This is a genomic window from Pseudomonas sp. NIBRBAC000502773 (assembly GCF_006517195.1).
GTDB classification, from domain to species: domain Bacteria; phylum Pseudomonadota; class Gammaproteobacteria; order Pseudomonadales; family Pseudomonadaceae; genus Aquipseudomonas; species Aquipseudomonas marginalis.
The window spans coordinates 108,729-121,247 of the sequence record NZ_CP041189.1 but is presented as its reverse complement, the minus strand read 5'-3'; the positions used below and the strand labels follow the sequence as shown (position 1 = coordinate 121,247).

General features: G+C 61.3%; 11 protein-coding genes and 2 pseudogenes. 11 read left to right on the top strand and 2 right to left on the bottom strand.

All coding sequences use genetic code 11. From position 1 onward, the window contains the following. The first annotated feature begins 17 nt into the window (after positions 1 to 17). The 11 genes and pseudogenes from NIBR502773_RS31125 (at position 18) to NIBR502773_RS00445 (ending at position 10,164) form a co-directional block, all read left to right on the top strand. Positions 18 to 1,301, top strand: coding sequence for a methyl-accepting chemotaxis protein (locus NIBR502773_RS31125; RefSeq protein WP_373682374.1), 1,284 nt, complete (start codon positions 18 to 20; stop codon positions 1,299 to 1,301). A 13-nt stretch (positions 1,302 to 1,314) separates the two neighbouring features. Next, the gene (locus NIBR502773_RS00485) at positions 1,315 to 1,683 is read left to right on the top strand and encodes a response regulator (protein WP_027605685.1); all 369 of its coding nucleotides are present in this window, start codon (positions 1,315 to 1,317) and stop codon (positions 1,681 to 1,683) included. A gap of 33 nt (positions 1,684 to 1,716) precedes the next feature. Beyond that, entirely contained in the window at positions 1,717 to 2,034 is a 318-nt protein-coding gene (locus NIBR502773_RS00480; RefSeq protein WP_027605686.1) for a lipid asymmetry maintenance protein MlaB, read from the top strand. Positions 2,035 to 2,038: 4 nt separating this feature from the next. After that, positions 2,039 to 4,171 (top strand): chemotaxis protein CheA, encoded by a 2,133-nt coding sequence (locus tag NIBR502773_RS00475; RefSeq protein WP_141155047.1) that lies wholly within the window; start codon positions 2,039 to 2,041, stop codon positions 4,169 to 4,171. Positions 4,172 to 4,194: 23 nt separating this feature from the next. Further along, positions 4,195 to 5,712 (top strand): annotated as a pseudogene (locus NIBR502773_RS30775) (MCP four helix bundle domain-containing protein); the annotation flags it as partial. Between the two features lie 63 nt (positions 5,713 to 5,775). After that, a pseudogene (locus NIBR502773_RS30770) lies at positions 5,776 to 6,493 on the top strand (methyl-accepting chemotaxis protein); the annotation flags it as partial. A 122-nt stretch (positions 6,494 to 6,615) separates the two neighbouring features. Beyond that, positions 6,616 to 7,128 carry a chemotaxis protein CheW gene (locus NIBR502773_RS00465; protein WP_373682373.1) on the top strand — a complete coding sequence of 171 codons (513 nt, stop codon included), beginning with the start codon at positions 6,616 to 6,618 and terminating at the stop codon, positions 7,126 to 7,128. A 105-nt stretch (positions 7,129 to 7,233) separates the two neighbouring features. Continuing rightward, entirely contained in the window at positions 7,234 to 7,758 is a 525-nt protein-coding gene (locus tag NIBR502773_RS00460) for a chemotaxis protein CheW (RefSeq protein WP_115486104.1), read from the top strand. 21 nt (positions 7,759 to 7,779) lie between these two features. After that, positions 7,780 to 8,583: a protein-glutamate O-methyltransferase CheR gene (locus NIBR502773_RS00455; RefSeq protein ID WP_141155045.1), complete on the top strand. Its 804-nt coding sequence runs from the start codon at positions 7,780 to 7,782 to the stop codon at positions 8,581 to 8,583. After that, the gene (locus NIBR502773_RS00450; protein WP_141155044.1) at positions 8,576 to 9,061 is read left to right on the top strand and encodes a chemotaxis protein CheD; all 486 of its coding nucleotides are present in this window, start codon (positions 8,576 to 8,578) and stop codon (positions 9,059 to 9,061) included. The genes NIBR502773_RS00455 and NIBR502773_RS00450 overlap by 8 nt, the downstream gene beginning before the upstream one ends. A gap of 32 nt (positions 9,062 to 9,093) precedes the next feature. Further along, positions 9,094 to 10,164 (top strand): chemotaxis response regulator protein-glutamate methylesterase, encoded by a 1,071-nt coding sequence (locus NIBR502773_RS00445; protein WP_115486103.1) that lies wholly within the window; start codon positions 9,094 to 9,096, stop codon positions 10,162 to 10,164. Between the two features lie 86 nt (positions 10,165 to 10,250). Here NIBR502773_RS00445 and NIBR502773_RS00440 read toward each other — a convergent pair whose 3' ends face one another. Both NIBR502773_RS00440 and NIBR502773_RS00435 read right to left on the bottom strand, forming a co-directional pair. After that, positions 10,251 to 10,814: a TetR/AcrR family transcriptional regulator gene (locus tag NIBR502773_RS00440; RefSeq protein WP_115486301.1), complete on the bottom strand. Its 564-nt coding sequence runs from the start codon at positions 10,812 to 10,814 to the stop codon at positions 10,251 to 10,253. 58 nt (positions 10,815 to 10,872) lie between these two features. Next, positions 10,873 to 12,513, bottom strand: coding sequence for an AMP-binding protein (locus NIBR502773_RS00435; RefSeq protein WP_141155043.1), 1,641 nt, complete (start codon positions 12,511 to 12,513; stop codon positions 10,873 to 10,875). Positions 12,514 to 12,519: the final 6 nt, after the last annotated feature.

Below are 12,519 nucleotides of genomic sequence, written 5' to 3'. Positions count from 1 at the left end.
CCTACCCCAGAATAGGGATGCTCCGATGGTGGCGGTGCCATTATCGGGCCAGTATCTCTTTCAGCAGTCGAATGGCCGGTCAGGCCGTGACGACAGGCCTTGACAGGGAGACAGACCGTGAGCGCACCGACACCACCCCTTCCGCTGCTTTGACCCTGTTTCCGGTTGCGTTCGCGGGTCTGCTGGGCGGGCTTGCGATTGCCTGGAGCGAGCGCTTCAGCATGGGGTCGCTGGCCGCTGGTGGCGCGTTGTTTACGTTGTGTATCGGCATGGGCCTGTGGGCAAACGGCAGGTGCCAGGCGCAGTGGCGTGGCCTGCAACAGCAGCTCGATCAACCGGCATCCATTGCTCCGACGCTGGCCGTCGATAACGGCCTGGCGCAGGTGTGCGTCAGCGTGCTGCCGATCTGGTCGCGGCAGATAGAAGCGGCGCGTTCGATCAGTGAGACCTCGATTCTCAGCCTCAGCGAGCGTTTTGGCACGCTGTCATCCAACATCAGCCACAGCGTCTCCAGCAATGGCGGCCAGGACGCTTCGCAACAATTGGTCGACTTGCTGGAGGTCGGCCAGCGTGACCTCAATTCCATCGTCGTGGCCCTGCGCGCCGCGCTCACCAACAAGGAGAATGAGCTCAAGGAAGTCATGCAGCTCTCGGGCTTCACCGAGCAGCTTCAGCAGATGGCCAAGTTCGTCGGCGACATCGCCAGTCAAACCAACTTGCTTGCCCTCAACGCGGCTATCGAGGCTGCGCGAGCCGGGGAGGCGGGGCGAGGGTTTGCGGTGGTCGCCGATGAAGTGCGCAAGTTGTCGAGCATGTCCGGCGAGACCGGGCGCAAGATCAGCGAAACCGTGATCACCGTCAACGCCGCCATCGCCCGTACGGTGCAGATGTCCCGCCACCACGCCGAACAAGACACCCTGACCCTCGCCGATTCGGAGCGCGTGGTGTCGGAGGTTATCGAACATTTTCGCGCAACCGCCCAGACCATTGTGCGCAACAGCCATGACCTGCAGCAGCAGAGCGCCAACGTCGCCGACGAGATTGCCCAGGTGCTGGTTGCCCTGCAGTTCCAGGACCGCGTCAGCCAGATGCTGGCCTTGATTACCCGCGACCTGGACAAGTTGCAGCAGCAGTTGGACGAACGTCATGAGTCGAGCCTCAGCGGACAGTCCCTGGCGCCGATGAGCAGTGACCGTTGGCTGCAGGAGCTGTCAACGGCCTACACCATGCCGGAGCAGCACGCCATTCATGGCGGTAAAGCGCCTGCCCAGGCCGCTGCCAACGAAATCACGTTTTTCTAGAGGAGTTTTTCCGATGAGCAAGACCATTCTGATCGTCGACGACTCGGCCTCCATCCGTCAGGTGGTGAGCATCACCCTCAAAGGCGCCGGTTACGACGTGATCGAAGGCTGTGATGGCAAGGACGCCCTGAGCAAACTGGACGGCCGCAAAATCCACCTGATTGTCAGCGACGTGAACATGCCCAACATGGACGGCCTCAGTTTCGTCAAGGCGGCCAAGCTGTTGCCGGCCTACAAGTTCACGCCGGTCATCATGCTGACCACCGAAGCCAGCGATGCGATGAAGCAGCAAGGCCAGGCCTCCGGCGCCAAGGCCTGGATGGTCAAGCCCTTTCAGCCTGCGCAAATGCTGACCGCCGTCTCCAAGTTGATCCTGCCATAGCGATGACCAGCGACCGCTGGCCAGGAGGTTTACATGAAAAGCGCCGTTCCGATGCTACGTCGAATCCAGGTCATGGAAGGCCCCCTGACGATCTACACGGCTGCCGAGCAAAAGGACGTGCTGTTGTCGTTGTTTCCCCTGGCCCATGAAGTGGAGTTGGACCTGTCCAGTGTCGATGAACTCGACAGTGCCGGTTTGCAGTTGTTGATCCTCATCAAGCGCGAGTCTCTCAAGGAAGGCACCCAGTTGTTGCTGAGCAACCCCAGTTCGACGGTGAGCGAAGCCTTTCGCCTCAGCGGCCTTGACGACTACTTCACCAATGCGAGTTTCACCCAGTCGGTCGGAGCGTAAGCGTATGAACATGGATGACGTGCTCCAGACGTTCATTGCCGAAAGTCGCGAGCTTCTGTTGCAAATGGAAGATGCGCTGCTGCAGATCGAGAAGTCGCCCCAGGACCTGGACACCATCAACGGCCTGTTCCGCGTGGCCCACACCATCAAGGGGTCGGCCGGCCTGTTTGGCTTGATGCCGATCGTTGAGTTCACCCACGTCGCCGAAAGCGTGCTGGACCGGGTGCGCAGCCTGGAAGTGCGCGTCGACGAGGCGTTGAGTGCGTTGTTCCTCGACGCCCGTGACCATATCGGCCAATTGATCGACCTGCTGGCTGAGGACGGCAACCTGGATCGCCTCGACGAACCAGTGCGGGCTCAGGGTCAAGCGCTCATTGAGCGGCTGTCGCTGTATCTGGACGCTGCGGTCTCGACCCCGGCGCCGGCCCTTCAAGCGCCGGCGCCGGCGGATGAGCCAGGCGCCAGTCCCGGCCATTGGCATTTGTCGCTGCGCTTTGGCCCGGATGTGTTGCGCAATGGCATGGACCCCTTGGCGTTCCTGCGTTACCTGAGCACGCTGGGGCGCTTGCTGCATACCGTTACCTTGTTCGATGGGTTGCCGCCCATGACCGCCATGGACCCGGAGACCAATTACCTCGGGTTTGAACTCGCACTGGCCAGCGACGCTTCCCTGGAGGTCATCGACGGCGCCTTTGATTTTGTCCGCGAGGACGCGCTGGTTCGCATCCTTGCACCGAATGCCACGGTGCAGGCGTGTCGGACCCATCTCGACGGGTTGCCGGAAGACAACGCCACGCTGGTCGAGCTGCTGGTGCGTTGCGGCACATTGACCGAGGCCCAGGCCTTGCTTGTGACCCAGGACGCCGAGCAGGCGCCGGTCGAAACGCGCAGCGAGCCTGATGTCCAGGAGTCGACAACGCCGCCGGTCAAGGCCGGCAAAAGCGCGGCGAGCAATGAAGGCAACCTGATTCGGGTCGATGCCGCCAAGCTGGACCAACTGATCAACCTGGTCGGCGAGCTGATCATTGCTGGTGCCGGCGCCAACCTGGTGGCGGTACGCAGTGGGATTGGCGAGATGATCGAATCCACCAGCCTGTTATCGCGGCTGGTCGAGGAAGTCCGCGACTCGGCGCTGACCCTGCGCATGGTGCAGATCGGCGCAACCTTCACGCGGTTCCAGCGTGTGGTGCGGGACGTCTCCAAAGAGTTGGGCAAGGACATCGTGCTGCACATCGGCGGCGGTGAGACCGAGCTGGACAAGACCGTCGTCGAACGCATTGGCGACCCGCTGACCCACTTGGTGCGCAATGCCATGGACCACGGCATTGAGCCTGCGTCGACGCGCCTCCAGCGGGGCAAGCCGGCCCAGGGCACGGTACGCCTGAATGCCTATCACGAATCCGGCAGCATTGTGATCGAGGTGTCCGACGACGGCGGTGGCCTGGCCAAGGACAAGATCCTGGCCAAGGCCCGTGAGCGTGGCCTGGTAGGCGAGGCCCAGCAGCCGTCGGACAAAGACATCCTGAATCTGATTTTCGAGCCGGGATTCTCCACCGCCGACCAGGTCAGCAACCTGTCCGGCCGTGGCGTGGGCATGGACGTCGTGAAGCGCAATATCACGGCGTTGCGCGGCAGCGTCAGCCTCGAGAGCGAAGTCGGGCAGGGCACCACGGTGCGCATTCGCCTGCCGCTGACGCTGGCGATCATTGACGGTTTCCTGATCGGCGTGGGCAAGGCTTCTTACGTGATTCCGCTGAACATGGTGGAGGAGTGCATCGAGCTGGCCCCTCAGCGGGGCACCGAAACCGGCTACCTGGACCTGCGGGGGGAGGTGCTGCCGATCCTGCGGCTGCGCGACATGTTTGATGTGCAAGAGCCTGGAGGCAACCGGGAAAACGTGGTCGTCGTGCAATACGCAGGTTTGCGTGCCGGCCTGGTGGTCGATCGCCTGCAGGGGGAGTTCCAAACCGTGATCAAGCCACTGGGCAAAGTGTTTGGTGATGCCCATGGGCTGGGCGGGTTCACCATCCTCGGAAGTGGAGCCGTTGCGCTGATCCTGGATATCCCGAATTTGCTAGGACAGGTTGCCAAGGAAACCCCCCATCGTTCGATCCCAAGCCCTTTATCGACTCATTGAAGCGTCATCAGGAGTGCCTCGCCATGACTGTTATCAGAAATATCATGTTGCTGGTTTTCACAGCCATGCTGGGTGTCTTCGTGTTGGGTGGCACCAGCCTGTACCTGGCCGGTGAAATCAATACGAGCGCCAGCTATGCCAACGTCAATACAGTGCCCAGCCTGCTGGAGATCGACCGCGCCGCCGCGGCCTTCACCGACCTGCACGCCTTGCAATGGCAACGTTTGAACGAGCCAGACAAAAATAGCGTGGCGGCTTACGCGGCCAGCGTGGCGCAGGATTTCAGTGCCGTTGGCAAAGCCCTGGATCGCTATCAGGCCGAGTTGACCTCTGACGAGCACGATGCGGCGTTGTTGAAACAACTGCGTGGCCACTTGGCTGAGTTTGCGGCGTTGCAGACCCACTTCGACAAGCTGATGGATGACGGTGACCAGGCCTCGGCCCGTGCGTTGATCGAGACGAGCCAGCCCCTGCAGACCGCCGTGCTCACGGCGATCGGCGAGCTGCGTGAATACAACCTGGAACTAGGGCGCAAGGGCCAGGTGCTTGCCACCACCACCGAGAAGAACGCACGCACCCTCATCCTGCTGGTGAGCGGCCTGACCCTGGTGGCTACCCTGCTGATCGGTGTCTTGCTGGGGCGCAATCTGATGCGCCGGCTCGGGGCGGAACCTACCGTGGTGCAAGCCTATGCGGCACGCCTATCGGCCGGCGAGTTGAATGCCAAGGCAACGCTCAAGGCGGGAGACACCACCAGCCTGATGGCGAGCATGCAGCAGTTGGGCGCGAACCTGCATGAATTGATCGTGGAGATGGACCGTATGTCCAGTGAGCACGACAAGGGCGAGATCGATGCACAGATCGATGCCGGCCGCTTTCATGGCAGTTACCGCTCCATGGCCCAGGGCATCAACGATATGGTCAACGGCCACATCGCGGTGAAGAAAAAAGCCATGGCCTGCATACGTTCCTTCGGTAACGGTGATCTGTCTGCGCCCCTGGAACAATTCCCCGGCAAAAAAGCCTTTATCAACGACAACATCGAGCTGTTGCGCACCAACATCCTGGCGCTGATCAATCAAATGCAGCACATGTCCAGCGAGCATGAAAAAGGTGACATTGACGTGATGATCGATGTCGAGGGCTTCTCGGGGTCGTACCGGGATATCGGCCAGGGCATCAATGACATGGTCAACGGCCATATCAACGTGAAGAAAAAGGCCATGGCCTGTATTCGCGCGTTCGGCGAAGGGGATTTGTCCGCGCCCCTGGAGCGTTTCCCCGGCAAGAAAGCCTTTATCAATGAAAACGTCGAGCAACTGCGCGCCAATATCCTGGCCCTTGTGGAAGACACCAGCGAGATCAGCGACAGTGCGCTGATCGGCAAGCTGGACACCCGCCCTGACGCCGCCCGGCACCAGGGCGATTTCCGCCGCATCATCCTCGGTATCAACGGTTCTCTGGACGCGATCATCGTACCGATCACCGAGGCCATGGAGGTGCTGTCGGCGATGGCCGCCGGCGACCTGACCCGCAGCATTACCGGCGACTACCAGGGCAAGTTCCTGGAGCTGAAGCACTCGGTCAATGGCACCGTGGAAAAACTCTCGGAAATCATCGGCGAAGTGCGCGGCTCGGCGGACTCGCTGTCGAGTGCTTCGGAAGAGATCTCCGCCACCGCCCAAAGCATGGCCCAGTCGGCTTCCGAGCAGGCGGCATCAGTCGAACAGACCTCGGCGTCGATGGAGCAAATGTCGGCGTCCATTTCCCAGAACACCGAAAATGCCAAGGTCACCGATGGCATGGCGGGCAAAGCCAACAAGGAAGCCTCGGAAGGCGGTCGAGCCGTGAAGGACACCGTGGCGGCGATGAAAACCATTGCCGAAAAAATCGGCATCGTCGATTCCATTGCCTACCAGACCAACTTGCTGGCGCTCAACGCGGCAATCGAAGCGGCACGGGCCGGCGAGCACGGCAAAGGCTTTGCGGTGGTCGCGGCCGAAGTGCGCAAACTGGCGGAGCGCAGCCAGATTGCCGCACAGGAAATCAGTGAAGTGGCCAAGAACAGCGTGGCCCTGGCCGAACGGGCGGGCAACCTGCTGGACGAGATTGTGCCGTCGATTGCCAAGACCTCCGACCTGGTGCAGGAAATTGCGGCGGCCTCGGAAGAACAATCCATCGGTTCCGAACAAATCAACAGCGCGATGTCGCAGATGAGCCAGCTGACCCAGCAAAACGCGTCGGCCTCCGAGGAACTGGCGGCGACGGCCGAGGAAATGAGTGGCCAGGCCGAGCAGCTGCAGGAACTCATGGGGTTTTTCACCGTGCAAAGCAAACGTGTCGGGCGCAATGTCTCGATGCCGCAGATCAGCCGAGCGATGTCCACGCAGGACCTGGACAGTCGCTCCTCGGACGGCGGTTTCGTCCGCTTCGGGAGTTGACCCATGGGCACCTCAGCGGTGATGCAGGGCGCTGTCGAAGCTGCGTCGCCAGTGGATGAACCCTTGCAGTACCTGACCTTCCTGGCGGCCGAGGAGATGTACGCGGTCAATACCCTGAGCGTTCGTGAAATCATCGAATACAACCAGGTGACCAGCGTACCGATGATGCCGGAATTCCTGCGGGGGGTTATCAACCTGCGCGGTTCGGTGGTGCCGGTCGTGGACCTCAAGGCGCGTTTCGGCAAGGGCACGACGGTACTGGGCAGTCGCACCTGCATCGTCATTCTTGAGGTGGCGAAGGAGGGCGAATCCCAGGTCCTGGGGGTGGTGGTGGACTCGGTCAGCGAAGTGATCGAGATACTCGAGATCGATATCAAGCCTGCTCCGGCGTTCGGCAATCACATTCGCACCGACTTCATCGGGGGGATGACCAAGGTGCGAGGCGAGTTCGTCACACTCCTGCAGATCGAGCATGTGCTGTGTGTCGATGAGATAGCCGGCCTGATCGCTGTCTAGGTATCTCCCCGGCGGATAGAGCTGTTGTGGTGAGCGGGCTTGCCCCGCGCCGGGGTGCGAAGCGCCCCTGATGAAGACGAAAACGTATGTGACCCGAGGTGAATCATGGCCCCACCCATTGACAGTCCAGGCAATGCCAGCGTCTCGAGCCCGAGCCAGTACCTCACCTTTGTGCTGGGGGAGGAGATGTTCGCCGTGGGCACGCTCAACGTCCGGGAAATCATCGAATACGGGCCGATCACCAGCGTGCCGTTGCTGCCTCCCAGCATACGCGGGGTGATTAACCTGCGCGGCGCGGCGGTGCCCGTGCTCGACCTGGGGGTGCGCTTTCGCGGCGAACGCACGGTGCAGACTCCAAGGACTTGCGTTGTGATCCTTGAGGTGCAGGCCAATGCCCAGCGCAAACCAGTGGGCATTATTGTCGATGCGGTCAGCGAGGTCCTGGAAATCGCCGACCAGGACATCGAGCCGTCGTTGAATTTCGGCACCGATGTCAGGGCCGACTTTTTACTGGGCATCGGCAAACTGGAGAGCGGTTTCGTGCTGTTGCTGGACATCGGTCGCGTGTTGTCCCTGGAACAGGTCGATGCGCTGGCCAACCTTGAGTCTTCGCTACCTTCGATCGCCTGAACAGGCTGGGGGAATGTCCTGATGAACGTGATCCTCTCTGACGCCGAGTTCGTGCAGTTTCGTGACCTCATTTATCAAATCGCCGGCATCAGCCTGTCCGATGCCAAGAAACAGTTGGTGAGCGCTCGCCTGGCCAAGCGGCTGCAAGTGTTCAAGCTCAATACCTACGGCGCTTACTACAAGGTGCTGATGAAGGACAGCGTGGAGTTGCAGGTAGCGGTGGACATGCTGACCACCAACGAGACCTACTTTTTCCGTGAGCCCAAGCATTTTGACTTCCTGCGCGATGTCGCGCTGCCCGAGCTGCGGGGCAGCGGGCCGTTGCGTATATGGAGTGGCGCCTGCTCGACCGGCGAAGAACCCTATACCCTGGCGATGGTCCTGGCGGACAACCTCGCCGGCCGGCCCTGGGAGATTGTCGCGTCGGATATCAGCAGCCGGGTATTGGAAAAAGCCCGCCTTGGGCGTTATCCCCTCGACGGCATACGCGGCATTCCCGAGGCGCTGTTGAACAAGTATTGCCTCAAGGGCGTGGGCGCCAACCACGGTTGTTTCATGGTCGACCCGGCGCTGGCGGCGAAGATCGATTTCCAGTCGATCAATCTGAATAACCCGTTGCCGAAGCTGGGGATGTTCGACGTGATCTTCCTGCGCAATGTGATGATCTATTTTGACAACGACACCAAAGTGCAGGTGGTCAAGCGCCTGGTCAGTCACCTCAAGCCGGGTGGGTACTTTCTGGTCAGCCATTCGGAGAGCCTCAACGGCATCACCGATGAGCTGCGGCTGGTCAAGCCTTCCATCTACCGGAGGCCGCATGCCTGACAGTCGACCGCCCAACGAGGTGTTCCTGAATCCCGGCGATTGGTTTTTCGGCTCGGGTGCGATTCGCCTGCGTACGGTGCTGGGATCATGTGTTGCATTGGTGTTCTGGCATCCCCGGCGCTTGCTGGGGGGCATGTGTCACTACCTGCTGCCACAGCGCGCCGTGACCAAACAGGGCGTCCTGAATGGTCGCTACGGCAACGAAGCTTTTGAACTGTTGCTCGCTCGAATACAGTCGATCAAGGCCCTGCCGACGGAGTTCAGGATCAGCGTATTCGGCGGTGGCAACATGTTTCCCGGGCTTGTGCGCTCGGACAATGATTACGTCGGCCAGCGCAATGTCGAACAGGCCATGCGCCTGCTCGATCTGCATCAGTTGCGGTGTCAACACTTCCATGTGGAAGGCGTGGGTTATCGGACGATTGTGTTCGATCTGGCCAACGGCGAAATCGAACTCAACTACCTGGCCTTGAAGTGAACCCCCAGCAGCCCTCATGGAGAACGTGCGACATGAGCCTTATCAAAGTGCTGATCATTGATGATTCCGCTGTGGTACGTCAGGTACTCACGGCGACCCTGGGGCAAGACCCCGCTATCGAGGTTATCGGCGCGGCGGCAGACCCGGTGTTCGCCATGGACAAAATGAACAAGCAATGGCCGGATGTGATTGTGTTGGACGTGGAGATGCCACGGATGGATGGCATCACGTTCCTCAAGAAGTTGATGGCCGAACACCCCACGCCCGTGGTCATCTGCTCCACGCTGACCGAAAAGGGCGCGGCCACCACCATGCAGGCACTGGCGGCCGGCGCGGTCAGCATTGTGACCAAGCCACAACTCAACCTGCGCCAGTTTCTCACCGACAGTGCCGATGAATTGGCGGGGGCCGTCAAGGCCGCCGCGCGGGCCAACATGAAGCGCATGGTGCCTTCCAGCGAACGCGCTCCCGCCAAGCTGACGGCCGACGTCATATTGCCGGCGGGCACCCAGGCAATGGCGCGCACCACCGAAAACATTGTCGCCATTGGTACGTCCACGGGCGGCACCCAGGCCCTGGAGTTGGTGTTGACCGCCTTGCCCAGGGTCTGCCCGGGCATCGTCATCGTGCAGCACATGCCCGAACACTTCACCGCCGCGTTTGCCGAGCGCCTCAATCGATTGTGCGAGATCGAGGTCAGGGAGGCGAAGAACGGTGACCGGGTTATCCCCGGTTGCGCACTGATTGCCCCCGGTGGCCGGCACATGGTGCTCAAGCGCAGCGGTGCCCAATACCAGGTGGAAATTGTCGATGGACCTCCGGTCAGCCGGCATCGACCTTCCGTTGATGTACTGTTTCGTTCGGTGGCCCGCAGTGCTGGCGGTAACGCACTGGGGATCATCATGACGGGGATGGGCGACGATGGCGCCCGGGGCCTGAAGGAAATGCACGACAACGGCGCCCGCACCCTGGGCCAGGATGAAGAGTCCTGCGTGGTGTATGGCATGCCCAAGGAGGCGTTCAAGCTCGGCGCGGTGGAGCGTGAGGTGCCCCTTGAGCAGATCTCGGCGGCGATTCTGCAATCCATGCACCAGCGGCGCTGACGGTTCGCGGTTCTGTGCTGATTGATAAGGCGCTCCGGCAATCCGCCTCGGGCCAGCCTGGGGTTTCAGTATGGGTCATGGTGGGCTCAGGGCAGGGAATCAATGGCCTGTAACACCGCACAGGCAATGGTCTTCGTAATCGTTCGCCGCTGGGCGTTATCGAGCATCGGGCTTAACCAGGTGGGTAGACTGTTCAGCATGGGCAAAATGGCCGTGAGCGCGCCCTCGCGCAACGGCCCGCCCGGTGGATGGCCTGCCTGGCCGATCAGATCCATTATTTCCGACTCATAGGCACGCCGCAGTTGCTGGACGTTTGCCTGCATCGAGTCGCCCAGGCAATTGGCGTCCATGACCGCGAGCTTGAAGTGTCCGGTCATGTGTTCATGCAATTGAAGGTGACGGTCGATCAGTTGGGCCAGGCGTTGATCGGGTGCCAATCGGCGATTCTTGATGCCGTGCACCTGGGACAACAGGGTTTGATACAGCTCCATCAGCAGTTCGTAAAGCAGCGCCTCTTTGCTTTCCACATGGTGATAAATCGCCCCCGGGCTTATACCAACATGCGCGGCGAGTTCACGCATGCTGACCTGGTTGAAACTGCGCTCCTTGAATAACTCCGAGGCTTTGCGCTGGAAGTCTGATCGGTTCAGCACACGCTTTGCCTTGGATTGCGCGCACGCCTGGCGCTCCGGCACACCGGCCACGGGTTCATGCCCCCGGCGCCTGCTGCCGGGCAATTTCCTGATTGCGCAGGATAAAGCGCTGCAACTTGCCACTGGGGGTCTTGGGGAGTTGCTCGACGAACTCCACTTCCCGGGGATAAGCATGGGCGGCCAGGCGCTGCCGTACATGCAGCCGCAGTACTTCGGCCAGCTCGGCGCTGGGCTGGTACTGGCTGTCGAGCACGACAAAGGCTTTGATCAGCTCGGTGCGTTGTGGGTCGGGTTTGCCGATCACCGCCGCTTCGATCACCGCCGGGTGTTCGATCAGCGCGCTCTCGACGTCGAACGGCCCGACGCGGTAGCCGGACGTGGTGATCACATCATCGTTGCGGCCGACGAAGCTGATACTGCCGTCGTCATTCAGCTCCACACTGTCGCCGCTGAGGTAATAGCGCCCCACAAAGGCCCGGGTGGGCATACCCAGGTAGCCGTCGAACCAGCACAGGGGCGAGCGTTCGCGATCCACCGCCAGGACGCCCGGCTGACCCGCCGGCAATTCCCGATGCGCGTCGTCCAGCACGACGATGCGGTAGCCGGGCACCGCATAACCCGCCGAGCCCTCACGGACCGGGTGACGCAAACCATGGTGATTGCACAACACCATGCCGATTTCCGTCTGGCCGTAATGATCGTGAATGGTCACGCCGAGCTGCTCGGCAAACCAGCGGATCACGTGCGGGTTGAGCGGCTCGCCGGCACTGCTGACGGCACGCAGGCGGCCGCGCACGGCGTCGGCGAACGCTGCCCCCTCGGCGATCAGCAGGCGGTACGCCGTCGGGGAGCCGGCCAGATTGCTGATGGCGTACTTGGCAATGACTCGGCACGTACTCTCCACCGTGAAAGGGCCGTTGTAGAACAGCGTGGCATGACCACAGGCCAGCGGGCCGGTCACCGCGTAATACAGGCCATAGGCCCAGCCGGGATCGGCCAGGTTCCAGAACCGGTCGTCCTGCTGCAGGCCAATGGAGTCGCGCATATAACCCTTGAAGGCCAGAATGGCGCGCAACGGCACTTCCAGAGGCTTGGCCGGCCCCGTGGTACCCGATGTGCACATCAGCAGGAATGGCGCGCTGGCGTCCAGCAGTACCGGTTCGCACTCGACGTCTTGGCCGTCGAGGATGCTCCAGAACGGGTAGTCGTCGAGGTTCTGAGGGCTGTCACCGGTTACGATCACGCTTGGGCAGTTGCCGATCTCATCCAGCTTGGGACGGTTCTGCGCATCCGTCACGATCCAGCGCGCGTTGGAGCAGCCCAATCGTTGCTCGATCGCCTTGGGACCGAATGCGGTGAAGAGCGGTTGATAGACCGCGCCCACCCGCCAGGTCCCCAAGATGGCAATCAGCAGTTCAACCGTGCGCGGCATCAGGCCGGCAACCCGGTCGCCCGGTTTTACCCCTTGCTCGCGCAAAAAATGGCCGAAGCGGGCAGCGCTGGCCTGCAATTGGCTGAATGTGTATTGGGCGGCGCTGCCATCCTGCGCTTCGCAATACAACGCCACGGCGTCGTCGTGGGCGTGTCGGTCACAGCATTCGACGCAGGCGTTCAGGGCAGTCAGGTCGCCTTGCAAAGCCAGTTCGGCGGTCTGCTGGTAATTGAAGGATGTGGCCACAGCTTGATAATCACGCATAACGAT